The organism is Pseudonocardia oceani (genome assembly GCF_019263585.2).
Taxonomy (GTDB): domain Bacteria; phylum Actinomycetota; class Actinomycetes; order Mycobacteriales; family Pseudonocardiaceae; genus Pseudonocardia; species Pseudonocardia oceani.
The window spans coordinates 1,092,400-1,109,772 of the sequence record NZ_JADQDF010000001.1 but is presented as its reverse complement, the minus strand read 5'-3'; the positions used below and the strand labels follow the sequence as shown (position 1 = coordinate 1,109,772).

Annotated in this window: 15 protein-coding genes; 11 read left to right on the top strand and 4 right to left on the bottom strand. The window is 75.3% G+C overall.

Annotation, left to right across the window (positions count from 1 at the left end; translation table 11 throughout):
* The first annotated feature begins 3 nt into the window (after positions 1-3).
* Positions 4-1,458, top strand: a complete 1,455-nt coding sequence (miaB, locus tag I4I82_RS05570) for a tRNA (N6-isopentenyl adenosine(37)-C2)-methylthiotransferase MiaB (protein WP_218595385.1) — start codon at positions 4-6, stop codon at positions 1,456-1,458.
* Positions 1,455-1,919 (top strand): Rv2732c family membrane protein, encoded by a 465-nt coding sequence (locus I4I82_RS05565; protein WP_218591474.1) that lies wholly within the window; start codon positions 1,455-1,457, stop codon positions 1,917-1,919. Before miaB ends, I4I82_RS05565 begins: the two co-directional genes overlap by 4 nt.
* 69 nt (positions 1,920-1,988) lie before the next feature.
* On the opposite strand, the gene I4I82_RS05560 is transcribed toward I4I82_RS05565, so the two are convergent.
* The gene (locus tag I4I82_RS05560) at positions 1,989-2,864 is read right to left on the bottom strand and encodes a type IV toxin-antitoxin system AbiEi family antitoxin domain-containing protein (protein ID WP_218595384.1); all 876 of its coding nucleotides are present in this window, start codon (positions 2,862-2,864) and stop codon (positions 1,989-1,991) included.
* Between the two features lie 123 nt (positions 2,865-2,987).
* Positions 2,988-4,625, bottom strand: a complete 1,638-nt coding sequence (locus tag I4I82_RS05555) for a DUF349 domain-containing protein (protein ID WP_218595383.1) — start codon at positions 4,623-4,625, stop codon at positions 2,988-2,990.
* A gap of 486 nt (positions 4,626-5,111) precedes the next feature.
* Here I4I82_RS05555 and I4I82_RS05550 point away from each other — a divergent pair, with 486 nt between their 5' ends.
* The 6 genes from I4I82_RS05550 (at position 5,112) to I4I82_RS05525 (ending at position 10,912) form a co-directional block, all read left to right on the top strand.
* Positions 5,112-5,798 (top strand): class III extradiol ring-cleavage dioxygenase family protein, encoded by a 687-nt coding sequence (locus tag I4I82_RS05550; protein ID WP_225921061.1) that lies wholly within the window; start codon positions 5,112-5,114, stop codon positions 5,796-5,798.
* Positions 5,795-6,685 (top strand): tRNA (adenosine(37)-N6)-dimethylallyltransferase MiaA, encoded by an 891-nt coding sequence (miaA, locus tag I4I82_RS05545; protein ID WP_218594185.1) that lies wholly within the window; start codon positions 5,795-5,797, stop codon positions 6,683-6,685. Before I4I82_RS05550 ends, miaA begins: the two co-directional genes overlap by 4 nt.
* A 1-nt stretch (position 6,686) precedes the next feature.
* A complete protein-coding gene (dapF, locus tag I4I82_RS05540) occupies positions 6,687-7,505 on the top strand; it encodes a diaminopimelate epimerase (protein WP_218595381.1) in 819 nt (272 codons plus the stop codon).
* A gap of 21 nt (positions 7,506-7,526) precedes the next feature.
* Positions 7,527-8,972, top strand: coding sequence for a GTPase HflX (gene hflX / locus I4I82_RS05535; RefSeq protein ID WP_218594183.1), 1,446 nt, complete (start codon positions 7,527-7,529; stop codon positions 8,970-8,972).
* 35 nt (positions 8,973-9,007) lie between these two features.
* Entirely contained in the window at positions 9,008-9,961 is a 954-nt protein-coding gene (locus tag I4I82_RS05530; protein WP_218595380.1) for an NHL repeat-containing protein, read from the top strand.
* Between the two features lie 78 nt (positions 9,962-10,039).
* Positions 10,040-10,912 carry a universal stress protein gene (locus I4I82_RS05525; protein ID WP_218595379.1) on the top strand — a complete coding sequence of 291 codons (873 nt, stop codon included), beginning with the start codon at positions 10,040-10,042 and terminating at the stop codon, positions 10,910-10,912.
* On the opposite strand, the gene lexA is transcribed toward I4I82_RS05525, so the two are convergent.
* Entirely contained in the window at positions 10,890-11,627 is a 738-nt protein-coding gene (lexA, locus tag I4I82_RS05520; protein ID WP_218594779.1) for a transcriptional repressor LexA, read from the bottom strand. The genes I4I82_RS05525 and lexA overlap by 23 nt on opposite strands.
* A 296-nt stretch (positions 11,628-11,923) precedes the next feature.
* Between lexA and I4I82_RS05515 the strand changes: the two genes are divergently transcribed.
* From I4I82_RS05515 to I4I82_RS05505, 3 genes are all read left to right on the top strand, one after another.
* Positions 11,924-12,466 carry a hypothetical protein gene (locus I4I82_RS05515; protein WP_218595378.1) on the top strand — a complete coding sequence of 181 codons (543 nt, stop codon included), beginning with the start codon at positions 11,924-11,926 and terminating at the stop codon, positions 12,464-12,466.
* 158 nt (positions 12,467-12,624) lie between these two features.
* The gene (gene nrdR / locus I4I82_RS05510; RefSeq protein WP_172159906.1) at positions 12,625-13,104 is read left to right on the top strand and encodes a transcriptional regulator NrdR; all 480 of its coding nucleotides are present in this window, start codon (positions 12,625-12,627) and stop codon (positions 13,102-13,104) included.
* A 175-nt stretch (positions 13,105-13,279) separates the two neighbouring features.
* The gene (locus I4I82_RS05505) at positions 13,280-16,108 is read left to right on the top strand and encodes a vitamin B12-dependent ribonucleotide reductase (RefSeq protein ID WP_218595377.1); all 2,829 of its coding nucleotides are present in this window, start codon (positions 13,280-13,282) and stop codon (positions 16,106-16,108) included.
* Positions 16,109-16,411: 303 nt separating this feature from the next.
* Here the strand turns inward: I4I82_RS05505 and I4I82_RS05500 are convergent, their stop codons facing one another.
* Complete coding sequence (locus I4I82_RS05500) at positions 16,412-17,371, bottom strand: alpha/beta fold hydrolase (protein ID WP_225920525.1); 960 nt, start codon at positions 17,369-17,371, stop codon at positions 16,412-16,414.
* Positions 17,372-17,373 lie beyond the last annotated feature (2 nt).

The window sequence follows — 17,373 nt, the reverse complement described above, 5'->3', positions numbered from 1 at the left end:
GGAGTGAGTCTCAGCTACACCGTCCGCACGTACGGCTGCCAGATGAACGTGCACGACTCCGAGCGGATGGCCGGGCTCCTCGAGTCCGCCGGCTACACCCGCTCGGCCACCGACGACGGCGCCGACGTCGTCGTGTTCAACACCTGCGCCGTGCGCGAGAACGCCGACAACCGCCTCTACGGCAACCTCAGCCACCTCGCGCCCGTCAAGCGCGACCGCCCCGGCATGCAGATCGCCGTCGGCGGCTGCCTCGCCCAGAAGGACCGCGCGGAGATCGTGCGCCGCGCGCCCTGGGTCGACGTCGTGTTCGGCACGCACAACGTGCACGCGCTGCCGGTCCTGCTGGAGCGCGCGCGGCACAACGCCGAGGCGCAGGTCGAGATCGCCGAGTCGCTGGAGGTCTTCCCCTCCACGCTGCCCGCGCGCCGCGAGAGCACCTACGCGGGCTGGGTCTCGATCTCGGTCGGCTGCAACAACACCTGCACGTTCTGCATCGTCCCCGCGCTGCGCGGCACCGAGAAGGACCGCCGCCCCGGTGACGTGCTCGCCGAGGTGCGGTCCCTGGCCGCCGACGGCGTGCTCGAGGTGACGCTGTTGGGCCAGAACGTCAACGCCTACGGGGTGGAGTTCGGCGACCGCGGTGCCTTCGCCTCGCTGCTGCGCGCCTGCGGGTCGATCGACGGGCTCGAGCGCGTCCGCTTCACCTCGCCGCACCCCCGCGACTTCACCTCCGACGTCATCGCGGCCATGGCCGAGACGCCCAACGTCTGCCCCCAGCTGCACATGCCGCTGCAGTCGGGCTCCGACCGGATGCTCCGGGCGATGCGCCGCTCGTACCGGTCGTCGCGCTACCTCTCGATCATCGACGAGGTGCGTGCGTCGCTGCCCGACGCCGCGATCACCACCGACATCATCGTGGGCTTCCCCGGCGAGACCGAAGAGGACTTCCAGGCCACGCTCGACGTCGTCGCGCAGGCGCGGTTCGCCTCGGCCTTCACCTTCCAGTACTCCAAGCGCCCCGGCACGCCCGCCGCCGACCTGCCCGACCAGCTGCCCAAGGCCGTCGTGCAGGAGCGCTACATGCGGCTCGTCGCGCTGCAGGAGGAGATCTCCTGGGCGGCCAACCGCGCGCTGGAGGGCCGGGTCGTCGAGGTGCTGGTCGCCGCGGGCGAGGGCAAGAAGGACAGCGCCACCCAGCGGCTGTCGGGTCGCGCGCGCGACGGGCGTCTGGTGCACTTCACGCCTGGGGAGACCCACGTGCGCCCCGGCGACGTCGTCGAGGCGGAGGTCACCTACGGCGCGCCGCACCACCTCGTGTCGGACTCGCCGCTGCTCTCGCACCGCAGGACCCGCGCGGGCGACGCGTCCGAGGCGGGCGTCCGGCGCGGCACGGTACTGGGCCTCCCCGGCTTCGGCGCACCCGCGCCGGTCACCGGTGGATGTGGAGAGACGTCATGACCGACCACTCGTCGGACCCCGCCCTCGACGCGGAGCTCCGCGGCATCGCCCGCACGATGGAGCGGCGCACCGACCCGGGCGGCACCGCGGTCACCGTCGCCGTCGCCGTGCTGGTCGTGCTCGGCTCGCTGGCCCTGCCGTGGACCGGTGACGTGCTGGGCTGGCAGGTCCTCGCCGGGCTCGCCCCCGACCTCGGCGTGCTGCCGCGGCTGTTCACCTTCACCTCCGTGGGCTTCGGCGTCCTCGGCTCGGCCCTGGCCCTGCCGACGCGCTGGTGGGCGCTGGCCTGGGTGTGCGCGGTGGGCAGCGGCATCTCCGTCGTCACCGGGGTGTGGGCGGTGTGGTCGCGACAGACGGTGGTGCCCGACGGCGGCACCGGCCCGCACGTCGGCATGGTGCTGGCGGTGCTGGCGATGGTGGTGCTCGCGGCGTCGTGGTCGCGGATCGCGCTGCGGCGCTGAGTCGCCTCAAGATCGCCGGTCGGGCAGCGGAACCTCGCGGAACCGTGGCGTCCGCTGCCGAAGCGGTGATCATGCCGCCGCCCGCAGGGCCGCCCGGACCTCCGCGAGGACGTATCCCGGCCGCAGCGTCAGGTCGTGCCAGGTGAACCGCAACAGGTCCCAGCCGCCGCGGTGCAGTGCGTTGCCCTTGTGCCGGTCCGCGCGGAACCGGGTCACGTCGACGTGCCAGGCCCACCCGTCGACCTCGATGGCCAGCTTGGCCTCATGGAAGGCGAAGTCGATCGTCCACCGGCCGAACGGCGCGCCGTGCTCCCAGCCGCCCAGGCCCGCGCCGCGCAGGAGGGCGATCATCAGGCGCTCCGCCGCGGAGTCTGCGCGGTCGGCGGCCGCGGTCAGCATCACGGCGATCGCGGCGGACCCCCCGGCGCCGAGTTTGCGGCAGTACGCCGCGTACACGGCGGGAAACCGCACGTGCCGCTGGAGCGCGCGGTCGAGGAACGCCGAGCCCTCGCGCACGCGGATCGCCGTCTCGAGGGCGGTGAGGGGCTCGGCGGTCAGCCAGAGCCCGCGGTCGAGCATCCGGTCGGCGGGGTCCAGGTCGCGGCGGCGCACCCGGGCCCCGGGCGGGGCGACGGGCGCGCGGCGGCGGGGCACCGTCACCCCGACCTCCGCCGGGGCCGCGACGTCCATGCCGTGCCACCACGCCGCCGCCTGCCCGTGCACCGCGGAGTCGGTGCCGGCCCACAGCCCGACGGCCCGCACCCGCACCGCGTCGGTCCGCGGGTGGCCGGCGGCCAGGAGGACCCGCGGTGCCAGGCGCGACCACTCGCCCGAGCGCGCCATCCGCTGCACCGCGGCGGGCGACACCCCTCGGTCAGCGGCCTGGGCGAGGGTGATCAGGCCGTCCTGGCGGGCCAGCAGGTCGTGCACCGCACGGTTGCGCATGCGGTGAGAATGACGCCGGGCGCGGGCCCGCCGCGGCCGTTCCGGACAACCCGAGGAGCATGATCACCGCCTGGGCAGCAGAACCGACGCGGATCGACGGATCCGCTGCCCGGACGGTGATCTTCAGCGGCTCTGGACCGCCTGCTCCGCGGTCGTCAGCCACTCCCGCCACTGCTCGGCCTGGCTGCGGGCCTGCTCCGCGCGCCGCTTGTCGCCCGCCGCCTCGGCCTTCTCCGCCTGCGCCTCGAACTGGGCGACGCGGTCGCGGAACTGGGCGACGCGGGCCTCGGCCTCGGGGTCGGTGCGCCGCCACTGGCGGTCGCCCGCCTCGCGCACCTTCTCCTCGACCGCGCGCATCCGGGCCTCCAGCGGCCGGATGTCGTCGCGGGGGACCTTGCCGATCTCCTCCCAGCGCTCCTGGAAGCCGCGCAGGGCGGCGCGGGCGGCGGTCGGGTCGGACACGTCGATCTTCTCGGCCTCGGCGAGCAGCGCCTTCTTCGCCTCCGCGTTCGCGGCGAACTCGGCGTCGCGCTCGTCGAAGGTGGCCGAGCGGCGGGCGAAGAACGCGTCCTGGGCGGAGCGGAAGCGCTGCCACAGGGCGTCGTCGGTGTCCTTCTGCGCGCGGCCCGCGGCCTTCCACTCCGCCATCAGGTCGCGGAAACGGGCGGCGGTGGGTGCCCAGTCGTCGGAGCCGGCGAGCTTCTCGGCCTCGACGGCCAGCTCCTCCTTGCGGGCGCGGGCGGCGCCGCGCTGGCGGTCGAGGTCGGCGAAGTGCGAGCCGCGGCGGCGGTTGAACGCCTCACGCGCCTTGGAGAAGCGCTTCCACAGCTGCTCGTCGGTCTTGCGGTCGATGCCGCGGATGGTGCGCCACTCGTCGAGGATCGCGGTGAAGCGGTCGCCCGCCTGCTTCCACTGCGTCGCCTCCTGGGCGAGTGCCTCGGCCTCGGAGGCCAGTTCCTCCTTGCGCGCGACGGCCGCCGCGCGCTGCTCGTCGCGGGCCGTGCGCGCCGCGGCGACCGCCTGCTCGGCCAGCCCGATCAGCTCGTCGAGCCGCGCGGCGAGGCCGGGCACGTCCCCGACGATCGACGCCTCGTCGAGGCCGCCGCGCAGCCCGCGGGCCGCGGTGAGGGTCTGCTTGGGGTCGCCGCCGCCCGCGCCCAGGCGGGCGACGAGCAGCTCGACCTCGGTGAGCACGTCGTCGAAGCGGCGGGCGAAGTGCGCGAGACCCTCGACGGGGGCGCCGGCCTGCCAGGAGCCGACGGCCCGCTCGCCGTCGGCGGTGCGCAGGTAGACGGTGCCCTCCTCGTCGACGCGGCCCCAGCGCGACGGGTCGCTGCTCGCCGCCGTGACCGGCGACGGCTGGGCGACGGGCACGACCTCGGCCTCCGCCGCGGCGACGGGCACGGGCCGGGCGGCCGGGCGCGCGGCGGCGGGCGGCGGGCCGGGACGCGGGGGCGCCGGGCGCGGCGGGGCGGGCCGGGGCGCGGAGCCCGGCTGCGGCGCGGACGGCGCCGGGGTGACGGGCGGGCGCGGCAGCGACGCGGCGGAGCCGGCCTCGGCGGCGGGGGCCTCGTCACCGGCGTCCGCAGCGGGAGTCTCGGTGGGCGCGACGGCAGGGACCTCGGCGGCAGGGACCTCGGCGGCAGGGACCTCGGCGGTGGCGTCACCCGCCGCGTCGACCGGAGTCTCGGAAGGGGCCGGGGTGGACGCGGCGGGCGCCGTGCCGGGCGGATCGGCGGGGGCCGGGGGACCGGGCACCATCGGAAGGTCCTTTGGGGCCGGGGCATCGGCGGCCGGGGTCTCCGACGAAGGGGTCTCCGAGGAAGGAACCTCCGACGAAGGGGCGTCGGAGGCGGCGGCGGCCTCCTCGACGGGCGCAGCGTGCGCGACGCCGACCGTGGGTTCGTCCGTCCCCACCTCGTCGGGGGCCGCGCCCCGCTCGTCCGGGGCCGGGGTCGTCCCGGTTACCTGGTCCTCCGTCGTGTGCTGCTCCGACACCGTGTCCTCCTGTAGTCCGGCCCGCCGCGGGCGGCGGGCGCCCCGCCGTGGCGGGGCCGTGCACAGCGGCCGAGGCCGGTCGTGGTGACCGGCGGCCGTGCTGCCATCCAAACAGCTCCACCTGGCCACGGGAACCGCCCGGGTGGCTGGTGCGCCGCCAGCGGCCGCTCCCGGGCGGCGAGGAGTCCGGCCCGCGCCGCACCGGGCGGGTCCGCCGGTGCGGGACCTAGGCTCGCGTCCGTGCTGTCGATGATCGTCGTGCTCCCGCAACCCCCGCTGCTCGTGCCGGAGCTGGCCGGGGCCGCGGCGGCGGAGACCGCCGACCTGCGCGACGCCTGCCGCCGCGCCGCCGCCCGCCTGGGCGCCGCGGCGTCGACGTGGGTCGCCGTCGGCGCCGACGCCGCGGGGCGGCGCACCGTCGACCCCGACACACGCGGCTCGTTCGTCGGGTTCGGCGCCGATGTCGTCGTCGCCCTCGACCCGTCCTCGACGGCCCCGGTCGACCCCCACCTCCCGCTCCCGCTGCTGATCGCCGGCTGGGCCGCCGCGGGCGCGGGTGCGCGGGTCCGCGGCGAGCTCGTGGCGCCCGACGCGTCGCCGCGGGAGTGCACGGAGCTCGGGGCGTCGCTGGCCGACGAGCCGGTGGGGCTGCTCGTCGTCGGCGACGGCTCGGCCAAGCACACCCTCAAGGCGCCCGGGCACCTCGACGAGCGCTCCGGCCCCTTCGACGACGCCGTGGCCGCCGCCCTGCACGACGCCGACCCGGCCGCGCTCGCCGCGCTCGACCCCGAGCTGGGGCGCGAGCTGTGGGCGATCGGACGCGCGCCGTGGCAGGTGCTCGCGGGCGCCGCCGCCGGCCGCGCGTGGACCGGCGAGCTCCTCTACTCCGGCGCCCCCTACGGCGTCGGCTACCACGTGGCGGTCTGGACACCGTGAACCGGCTGGTCGTGGTCGTCGGACCGACGGCGACCGGCAAGTCGGCGCTGGGGCTGGAGCTGGCCCGCCGGCTCGACGGGGAGATCGTCAACGCCGACGCCATGGCGCTCTACCGCGGCCTCGACATCGGCACCGCCAAGCCGACGCCCGCCGAGCGCGCCGCGGTGCCCCACCACCTGCTCGACGTCCTCGACGTCACCGAGACCGCGTCCGTCGCCGCCTACCAGCGCGACGCCCGCGCGGCGATCGAGGCGCTGCTGGCCGCGGGGCGGACGCCGGTGCTGGTGGGCGGGTCGGGGCTGTACGTGCAGTCCGTCGTCGACGAGCTGGAGTTCCCCGGCACCGACCCGGCCCTGCGCGCCGAGCTGGAGACCGAGCTCGCCGCGCACGGCCCGGCCGCCCTGCACGCCCGCCTCGAGGCGCTCGACCCGGCCGCTGCGGAGGTCGTGCTGCCGGGCAACGGGCGGCGGATCGTGCGGGCGCTGGAGGTCATCGCGCTCACCGGGCGCCCGTTCCCCGCGCGGCTGCCCGCCGCCGCCGTGCCGCGCTACGACGCCGTGCTGCTCGGCGTCGACCGCCCCACCGACGACCTCGACGCCCGCGTCGCCCGCCGCGTCGCCCGGATGTTCGCCGCCGGCATCGTCGACGAGACGCGCGCGCTGGAGCCCGCCGGGCTGCGCGACGGGCTCACGGCCTCGCGCGCGCTGGGCTACCAGCAGGTGCTCGCCGGTGGATCGATGAGCACCGCCGCCGCCGACACCGTCCGCGCCACCCGGCGCTTCGTCCGCCGCCAGCGCTCCTGGTTCCGCCGCGACGCCCGCACCCGCTGGCTCGACGCCGCCGCGCCCGACCTGCTCGGCCGCGCCCTGACGGCGCTATCGTCGTGACGTGGAGTTCAGCAAGGGTCACGGCACCGAGAACGACTTCGTGGTGCTCCCCGACCCGGACGGTTCCCTGGACCTGACGCCCGAGCGCGTCGCCGCCCTGTGCGACCGCCGCCGCGGCCTCGGGGCCGACGGCGTGCTGCGCGTGGTGCGCTGGGCCGCGCTCGGCGACGGGCCGCCGCCGGAGCCGGGCGTCGAGTGGTTCATGGACTACCGCAACGCCGACGGCAGCCTCGCCGAGATGTGCGGCAACGGCGTGCGCGTCTACGCCCGCTACCTGGCCCACCGCGGCTGGTTGAGCGGCGACGAGCTGGCCCTGGGCACCCGCGGCGGCGTCCGCACCGTCCGCCTCGACGGCGACGAGGTCTCGGTCGACATGGGCCCCGCGGCCGTCGGCGAGTCCACCACCGCGAGCGTCGACGGGCAGGCGTTCGGCGGCATCACGGTCGACGTCGGCAACCCGCACCTCGCGTGCGTCACGGACGTGCCGGTCGACCACCTCGACCTCACCCGACCGCCCGGCCACGACCCGGCGCTGTTCCCGCACGGGGTCAACGTCGAGTTCGTGACGCCCGTCGACGAGTCCGACGAGGTCGTCATGCGCGTCCACGAGCGCGGCGTGGGGGAGACCCGCTCGTGCGGCACGGGCACCGTCGCCGCGGTGGTCGCGGCGCTGCGCCACGCCGGGCGCGAGACCGGCACCGTCGGCGTCTCGACGCCGGGCGGGCGGCTGCGCGTCACCGTCACCGGCACCACGACGGTGCTGCACGGACCCGCCGTCCTGGTCGCCCACGGCGACCTCGACTGGGAATCCCTCGCCTAGGAAGGGCGTTGTCGTGGGAGCATGACGAACACGATGACCGAACCAGTCCCTGACACTTCGACTCCAGCCCGCTCCAACGCCACCGGCGACTACGAGCTCGAGGAACGCTCCTCGCTCCGTCGCGTCGTCGGGCTCTCCACCGAACTCACCGACGTCACCGAGGTCGAGTACCGCAAGCTCCGGCTGGAGCGCGTGGTCCTCGTCGGCGTGTGGACCGAGGGCACCTCCGAGCAGGCCCGCGGGTCGATGGAGGAGCTCGCCCGGCTCGCCGAGACCGCCGGCTCCCAGGTCCTGGACGCGCTGATCCAGCGCCGCCCGCGGCCCGACCCCGCCACCTACATCGGCTCCGGCAAGGTCGACGAACTGCGCGACGTCGTGCAGTCCACCGGCGCCGACACCGTGATCTGCGACGGCGAGCTCTCGCCCGGGCAGCTGCGGCAGCTGGAGGAGAAGCTCAAGGTCAAGGTCGTCGACCGCACCGCGCTGATCCTCGACATCTTCGCCCAGCACGCCCGCAGCCGGGACGGCAAGGCGCAGGTCGAGCTGGCCCAGCTGTCCTACCTGCTCCCGCGCCTGCGCGGCTGGGGTGAGGCGCTGTCCCGCCAGGTCGGTGGCCGTGCCGCCGGGGGTGTCGGCATCGGCGGCCGCGGCCCCGGTGAGACCAAGATCGAGCTCGACCGGCGGCGCATCCGCAACCGCATGTCCAAGCTGCGCCGCGAGATCGGCTCGATGAAGCAGATCCGCGAGACCCAGCGCGGCTCGCGGCGGCGCAACGAGATCCCGGGCGTCGCCATCGTCGGCTACACCAACGCCGGCAAGTCGAGCCTGCTCAACGCGCTCACGGGCGCGGGCGTGCTCGTCGAGGACGCGCTGTTCGCCACCCTCGACCCGACCACCCGCCGCACGTCCACGGGCGACGGGCGCACCTACACCCTCACCGACACGGTCGGGTTCGTGCGCCACCTGCCCCACCAGCTCGTGGAGGCCTTCCGGTCCACGCTGGAGGAGACGGCGGGCGCCGACCTGCTCGTGCACGTCGTCGACGCCTCCGACCCGCTGCCCGAGGACCAGATCAAGGCCGTGCGCCAGGTGCTGGTCGAGGTCGGCGAGGAGCAGCAGGGGCGGATGCCGCAGGAGCTGCTCGTCGTCAACAAGACCGACGCGGCGGGCGACCTGCAGCTCGCCCGGTTGCGCCACCTCCTGCCCGACGCCGTGTTCGTCTCCGCCCGCCGCGGCGACGGCATCGACAGGCTCGAGGCGCGGATCGCGGAGATGCTGCCGCGGCCCGAGGTCGACGTCGACGTGCTCGTGCCCTTCACCGAGGGCTCGCTCGTCGCGCGCGTGCACGCCGAGGGCGAGGTGCTCACCGAGGAGCACACGCCCGAGGGCACCCGGATGCACGCGCGGGTCGGCGCCGAGCTGGCCACCGCCGTGCTGCCGTACGTGCTGGTGGAGGGCTCGCGCTGATCCGCCTGCTCGCCGCGGCCACCCTCGTGCTGACGGTGGCCGCGCCGCCCGCCGCCGCGCCCGAGACCCGCTGCACCGTCACCGACGACCGGCTGGCGGAGCTGTCCGGGCTCGTCGTCGACGACGGGCGGGTGTGGGCGATGAGCGACGGCGGCCGCCGCGTCGACGTCCACCGGCTCGACGCCGACTGCGAGGTGGTCGAGACGCGCACCGCCGACGTCGACCCGTTCGACGCCGAGGACCTCGCGCTCGGGCCCGACGGTGAGCTGTGGGTCGCCGACACCGGCGACAACGACCGCTCGCGCGAGACCGTCGCCGCGATCGTGCTGGAGCGCGGCGGCGACGCCCGGCTGCACCGCTTCACCTACCCCGACGGCCCGCACGACGCCGAGGCGCTGCTCGTCGACGCGTCCGGGGTGCCGTACGTGATCACCAAGGAGGTCGGCGTACCCGCCGGGGTCTACCGTCCGGCCGCGCCGCCCGAGGGCCGCGGCCCGTTCCCGCTGGAGCGGGTGGCGCAGGTGTCGCTGCCGGCGTCGGACACCGAGGGCGGGCCGATCGGCGGCGTGGGCTCGCGCACCGTCACCGGCGCCGGCGCGTCGGCCGACGGCCGGGTCGTCGCGCTGCGGACCTACACCGACGCCTGGCTCTTCCCGGTGCCCGACGGCGACCTCGCCGCCGCGTTCGCCGGGGAGCCCGCCCGCGTCCCGCTGCCCGGCGAGCCGCAGGGGGAGGCCGTGGCGTTCGAGCCCGACGGCACCCTGCTCTCGGGCTCGGAGACCCGCGGCGGCGAGCCCGGTGAGCTGCGGGCCGTGCCCGGGGCCGCGGCGCTCGCCGCGGAGCCGTTCACCCCGCCCGCGGCGGAGCCCGCCGCCCCCGCGGAGCCGCCCGCGCCGGAGTGGCTGCCCGCGCTCATCGGCGGCGGCGTGACGGTCGGGGTGCTCGTGCTGCTCGCGGCGGCGCTGTCGCTGCGGGCGCGGGGCCGCTAGACCGTCGGTGCCGTAGCACGCGCGTAACCGGCCCCGCCGCCCACGCCGATAGCGTGATCACGGTCGGAGGGGGGCGCGGTGCCGATCGTCACCGGTTACGAGGACACGCCGGGCGGGCACGACGCACTCGTCCTGGGCGCGCAGCTGGCCCGGCTCACGGGCCTGAGCGCGGTGGTGGCCACGGTCTACCCGGTCGACGCCCGCGGCCTCGCCGTCGTCGCGCGCGACCCGCGGTGGCGGGAGAAGGCGCGCACGGTCGCCGCGGGCCGGTTCCGCCGGGCGCGGGAGATCATCGGCGACGGCTGGGGCGACGCCGAGCCGGAGTTCACGGCGCTCACGCCCGGCTCGGTGGCCGACGTGCTCGCCGACCACGCCGACGACGTGGGCGCGGCCGTGCTCGTGGTGGGCTCCACCGGCCACGGGCTGCTGGGCCGCCTCGCGCCCGGCCGCACGGTGCAGCGGCTGCTGCCGCTCGCGCGCTGCCCGGTGGCGATCGCGCCGCGCGGGTACCGGCACACCGGCACGGGGACGATGACGGTGGTGGCGGTGGCCTACGACGGCAGCGCCGAGGCCGACCGGGCGATGACCGTCGCCGTGCACCTCGCCGGGCGCACCGGGGCCGCGGTGCGCGTGGTGTCCGTGGCCGAGGACGACGCCGGCGTGCCCGCCGCGCAGGCGCTCGCGCACAAGGGGATCGCGTCGCTGCCCGTGGAGGTCGACGCGCTGAGCGACGTCGTGGTGGGGCCGGTGGCCGCCACCCTCGCCGCGCTGCCCGACCGCACCGACCTGCTGGTGGTGGGCTCGCGCGGCTACCGGTTCATGCAGCGGCTGCTGCTGGGCGGGGTGGCGGGGGTGCTGGTGCGCACCGCCCGCTACCCGGTGGTGGTGGTGCCCGGCCCGGACCGCGCCGGCACCGGAGGAGCCGGTCTCAGAGGCGGCGCAGCACCGTGACGACGCGCCCGAGCACGGTGGCGTCGTCGCCGGGGATCGGGTCGTAGGCGGCGTTGGCCGGCATCAGCCAGACGTGCCCGTCGCGGCGGGTGAACGTCTTGACGGTGGCCTCCCCGTCGATCATCGCGGCGACGATCTCGCCGTTCTCGGCGACGGGCTGCTGGCGCACGACCACCCAGTCGCCGTCGGTGATGGCCGCCTCGACCATCGAGTCACCGCGGACCCGCAGCAGGAACAGCGTGCCCTCGCCGACGATCTCGCGCGGCAGCGGGAACACGCTCTCCACCGCCTGCTCGGCCAGGATCGGCCCGCCGGCGGCGATCGTGCCCAGGAGCGGCACGAACGCGGGCGCCGGCCGCTCGACGACGCCGGACTCCGACGGCGGCACCTCGGGCTGGTCGTCGGGCGGGCGGACGTCGACCGCGCGGGTGCGGTTGGGGTCGCGCCGCAGGTAGCCCTTGCGCTCCAGCGTGCGGAGCTGGTGGTGCACCGACGACGTCGACGTCAGGCCGACGGCGTCGCCGATCTCGCGCACGCTCGGCGGGTAGCCGTGGCGCTCCACCCAGTCGCGGATGACCTCCAGCACCTTGCGCTGGCGGGGAGTGAGGCCGACAGGGGCGCTCGCGGGGTCGGGGAACGTGCTCACCTGGGCGGTGGGCCCGGGGCGCACCCCCTCGTCGTCGCCACCCGTCCGGCCGGGCTCGTCCCGTGCCATGTGCTCGCGCCTCCTCGTCGATTCCGCGCGGTTCCCGGAGTGCCCGGCAACCGTTCGTGCCGTGGCGGGCGGGCGCGCTCGCGCGCACCGGTTCCGCCGTCGTGACCACGACCGTAGCCCCGATCCCGGCTCCCGCCAAACACATGTTCGAACGACACGCCCCGTTTCCTCGATTCTGTCGGTGGTCGGTGGTACACATCGCGGAGCGCTCGTTCGAACACCTGTTCGTCGTTCGAACGGCCACCAGGAACGGAACGGCGAACGGCACGGGCGGTCCGAGCGGAAGGTGGAGTCCGGTGCACGATCAGATCGAGGACGGAATGCGGCGGGGCGGCACGGCCCTGCGCCCGACGGCGCCGCACCCGGCGGCCCCGCGGTCCGCCGCGGCCCCCCAGCCCGCGGTGCGCCCGGGGCGCGCGCTGCCGCGGCGGGGTCGGGCCCACGGGCCGCGTCCGGTGCGCCCACGGGTGGTGGCCGCGGCCGCGCGCCCGGTGCAGCCGCCGCGCCCGCAGCACGCAGGGGGCCCGCAGCACGCAGGGGAGAGGTGGGCGGGGGAGCAGTGGGCCGGCGAGCGTCGGGCCGCCGCGCCCGGACGCCGCGGCGGGCGCGTGCTGCTGCGCACGGTCCCGGTGCTGCCGCCGGAGGTCCTGCGCCGCCGACGGATGGCGGCCACGATCGGCATGGCGCTGCTCTCGGCAGCGGTCGTCGTGCTGCTGGGGCTGCTGGCCGACGTCGCCGCGGCGGCCCGCCACGCCGACCGTCCCTCGGAGGTGACGACGTCGTCACCCACAGCGGTGGTGCCGCCGTCCCTGCAGGTGACGGGCGCCGTCGGCGGCTGACGCTCCGCGCGGGGCGCCGGACGTCGCCGGGGTCGCCTTCCCGTTCGGACGACATGGGCCAGGGATAGTGGCTCCCCGGTTTTGCTGCCCCTACATGTTGTGGTTACATGGACGTCGTTAGCCCAGGGATGGGGTTCGGCTCGTCGGAGGTGGTGTTCGTGCGCTGCCCTTTCTGTCGTCACTCCGACTGCCGGGTCATCGATTCCCGCGAGGTCGACGACGGGGTCGCCACCCGCCGCCGGCGCTCCTGCGCCTCCTGCGGGCGCCGGTTCACCACCGTCGAGGAAGCGGTGCTGGCCGTCGTCAAGCGCAGCGGGGTCACGGAGCCCTTCAGCCGCGACAAGGTCGTCAGCGGCGTCCGACGGGCCTGCCAGGGCCGCCCCGTCGACGAGGACGCGCTGGCGCAGCTCGCGGCCCGTGTCGAGGAGGCCGTCCGCGCGGGCGGCACCGCCGAGATCCCCAGCCACGAGGTCGGCCTGGCCATCCTCGGGCCGCTCCGCGAGCTCGACGAGGTGGCCTACCTCCGCTTCGCGAGCGTCTACCGCTCCTTCTCCTCGATCGAGGACTTCGAGAAGGAGATCGCCGACCTGCGCGACACGCCGGCGCGCGACACACCAGCCCGCGCCGCGCCCACCTGACCGACCCACCGATCGGCGGCCCCACGCGGCCGCCGGCCGCATCGCCGCGCCGTCACCACGCCCCGTGCCGTTGTCTCCTACGACAGCGCGCAGCTCGACCGTCACGCCCCGACACCCATGCCGTACTTGGCGCGCCCGGACCCTGTCCGTCGTGTGCGCAGGAGAGGGAACACCCATGACCGAGACCGTCGGCACCACGTCCGGACGCGGGAAGAAGGCTCCGCGCTCGTCCCGCCCCGCGGGCCTCACGATCGAGCGGATCCACACCACCGCCGGCGTGCACCCCTACGACGAGGTGACGTGGGAGCGCCGCGACGTCGTCATGACCAACTGGCGCGACGGCACGGTCAACTTCGCGCAGCGCGGCGTCGAGTTCCCGAGCAGCTGGTCGGTGAACGCCACCAACATCGTCACCAGCAAGTACTTCCGCGGGGCCGTCGGCTCGCCCGAGCGCGAGTCGAGCCTGCGCCAGCTCATCGACCGCGTCGTCGGGGTCTACCACCGCTCGGGCCAGGAGAACGGCTACTTCGCCACCGAGGCCGACGCCGAGGTCTTCGCCCACGAGCTCACGTGGATGCTGCTGCACCAGGTCTTCAGCTTCAACTCCCCGGTCTGGTTCAACGTCGGTACGAGCTCCCCGCAGCAGGTCAGCGCCTGCTTCATCCTCGCCGTCGACGACGAGATGGAGTCGATCCTCAACTGGTACCGCGAGGAGGGCCTGATCTTCAAGGGCGGCTCCGGCGCGGGCCTCAACCTCTCCCGGATCCGCAGCTCCAAGGAGCTGCTGTCCTCGGGCGGCACCGCCTCTGGCCCGGTCTCGTTCATGCGCGGCGCCGACGCCAGCGCGGGCACCATCAAGTCCGGCGGCGCCACGCGGCGCGCGGCGAAGATGGTCGTCCTCGACGTCGACCACCCCGACATCGAGGAGTTCGTGCAGACCAAGGCCAAGGAGGAGGCCAAGGTCCGCGTGCTGCGCGACGCCGGCTTCGACATGGACCTCGGCGGCGCCGACATCACCTCGGTGCAGTACCAGAACGCCAACAACTCCGTCCGCGTCACCGACGAGTTCATGCGCGCCGTCGAATCGGGCTCGGAGTTCGGCCTCCGCGCGCGGATGACCGGTGAGGTCATCGAATCCGTCGACGCGAAGAAGCTGTTCCGCGGAATCGCCGAGGCCGCCTGGGCCTGCGCCGATCCCGGTATCCAGTACGACGGCACCATCAACGACTGGCACACCACTCCGGAATCGGGCCGCATCACCGCGTCCAACCCGTGCTCGGAGTACATGCACCTCGACAACTCGAGCTGCAACCTCGCCTCGCTGAACCTGCTCACGTTCCTGGGCGACGACGGCCAGTTCGACGCCGTCCGCTTCCAGAAGTCGGTCGAGCTCATCATCACGGCGATGGACATCTCCATCTGCTTCGCCGACTTCCCGACCGAGCCGATCGGCGAGACCACCCGCGCCTTCCGCCAGCTCGGCATCGGCTACGCCAACCTCGGCGCCCTGCTGATGGCCACCGGCCACGCCTACGACTCCGAGGGCGGCCGCTCGCTGGCCGCGGCCATCACCTCGCTGATGACCGGCGCGTCCTACAAGCGCTCCGCGGAGCTGGCCGGCGTCGTCGGCCCGTACGACGGCTACGCCCGCAACGCCAGCGCCCACCAGCGCGTCATGCGCAAGCACGCCGCCGCCAACGACGACGTCCGCACGTTCCCCGCGAGCAGCGGCATCCACAAGCTCGCCACGATCGCGTGGAAGGACTGCCTGGCGGTCGGCGAGCGCAACGGCTGGCGCAACGCGCAGGCCTCCGTGCTCGCTCCCACCGGCACCATCGGCCTGATGATGGACTGCGACACCACCGGCATCGAGCCGGACCTGGCGCTGGTCAAGTTCAAGAAGCTGGTCGGCGGCGGGTCGATGCAGATCGTCAACCAGACGGTGCCGCGCGCCCTGGCGAAGCTGGGCTACCAGCCCGAGCAGGCCGAGGCGATCGTCGAGTACGTCGGCGAGCACGGGCACGTCGTCGACGCGCCGGGCATGCGCCCGGAGCACTACGAGGTGTTCGACTGCGCCATGGGCGAGCGGGTCATCGCCGCCATGGGGCACGTCCGGATGATGGCCGCGGTGCAGCCGTTCCTGTCCGGCGCGATCTCCAAGACGGTCAACATGCCGGAGACCGCGGCCGTCGAGGACGTCGAGCGCGTCTACCTGGAGGGCTGGAAGCTCGGCCTCAAGGCGCTCGCGATCTACCGCGACAACTGCAAGGTCGGCCAGCCGCTGTCGGCGGGCAAGTCGGCCAAGTCGTCGGGCGGCGGGGAGAAGGAGACCGTCACCGTCGTCGAGCAGCGCCCGGTCCGGCGCCGCCTGCCCAAGAAGCGCCCGAGCGAGACGGTGTCGTTCACCGTCGGCGGCGCCGAGGGCTACCTCACCGCGGGCTCCTACCCCGACGACGGCCTCGGCGAGATCTTCGTCAAGCTCGGCAAGCAGGGCTCCACGCTCTCGGGCGTCATGGACGCGTTCTCCATGTCCATCTCGGTGGGCCTGCAGTACGGCATCCCGCTGGAGTTCTATGTCTCGAAGTTCTCCAACCTGCGCTTCGAGCCGGCGGGCATGACCGACGACCCGGACGTCCGGATCGCCACGAGCGTCCTGGACTACCTGTTCCGGCGTCTCGCGCTCGACCACCTGCCCTACGAGAAGCGCGCGCAGCTCGGCATCTTCTCCGCCGACGAGCGCACCGCGCAGGTGGCCGACCAGTACGGTGAGGTCGTCGACGTCGAGGGCCTGCGCCAGGGCGTCGAGACCGGGTCGTCCGCCCCGGCGACCCCGGCCGGCGCGTCGAGGGCCCCGGTCGAGGTCGGCAGCTCCACCGAGCTGCTCGAACTGCGCCTGGGCAAGGCCGCCGACGCCCCGCTCTGCATGACCTGCGGCACGAAGATGCGCCCCGCGGGTTCCTGCTACCTGTGCGAGGGCTGCGGCAGCACCAGCGGCTGCAGCTGACCCGTCCCGCCCCTGACCTGCGGCCGGTTGCCGCAGGTCAGGGTTCGGACGGTCGCCGGAGCGCCCGTCCGTCGGCCCCCGTCCTGGATGCCCCGCGCCGCGGGGCGACCCACGGAGGACGGTTCGCATGAGCGTGACCGCAGGACGGGCGCAGGTCGAGGACGAGGTGCGCGACCTGGAGGCGGTCCGGGCCAACCCGACGATGGGGCCGGTCGTCTCGACGGGGGCGCCGCTGGACCCGTTCCTGCAGTGCCGCGCCTCCGCGGAGGTCCTGCCCCAGGGCCCGGAGGCCGACGCGGCCGGTCAGGTGGCGTTGCGCTGGTCCGGCGCGTGCAGCGGGCCGGGCTCGGGGTCGCGCAGCAGCTCCCGCCACTGGTGCGGGCTCCACCGCGCCGCCGCGGTGGTCGCGAGGAAGTCCTCCAGCAGGTCGACGAAGCGCACCGGGTCGGTGTGGAACGGGAAGTGCCCCGCGCCGGGGAAGACCTCCAGCCGGCTCCCGGGCATCGCGTCGTGGGCGCGGTGGGCGTGCGCGACGGGCACCACCGCGTCGCGGGCGCCCCACACCAGCATCGTGGGCATGCCGCGGGTGAGGTAGCAGCGGTCGAGCATCGTCACCACCTGGCCCCGCCAGTCGACGACCGCGCGCAGCGTGCGGATGAATGCGGCGCGGGCGGTGGCGTCGGGCAGGGCGTCGACCATGCGGAGGAGATCGGGCGCGTCCTGCCCGAGGTCGGTGCCGAGCAGCCGCAGGAGCGCCACGCCGGCGCCGACCTGCAGCCGCGCGGTCGGCAGTCGCAGCAGCCCGAGCGCCGCCGCGGCCCCGGGCAGCGTCATCGCCCGCAGCACCGGGGTGACGTCGGGCCCGGCGCCCCCGCTGCCCACCAGCACGAGCCGCTCGGTGCGCTCGGGGAACTGGTACGCGAACTGCATCGCCACCCCGCCGCCGAGGGAGTGCCCGACGAGCGTGGCCCGCTCGACGCCCAGGACGCCGAGCAGGTCGCGCACGCCGTTGGCGTAGGCGGCCACGGAGTAGTCGGCGCGCGGCTTGTCGGAGCTGCCGTGCCCGAGCAGGTCGGGGGCGATCACCAGGTGGCGCCGGGCCAGCGCGGGCAGGACCGGCGCCCAGGTGGCCGAGCTGTCGCCGATCCCGTGCACGAGCACCAGTGGCGGGCCGGACCCGGCGATGCGGAACGCCCGGCGGTAGCCGTGCACCATGCGGAACTGCAGCTCGGTACCGGTGGGCAGGGCGTGGACGGTGGCCATGG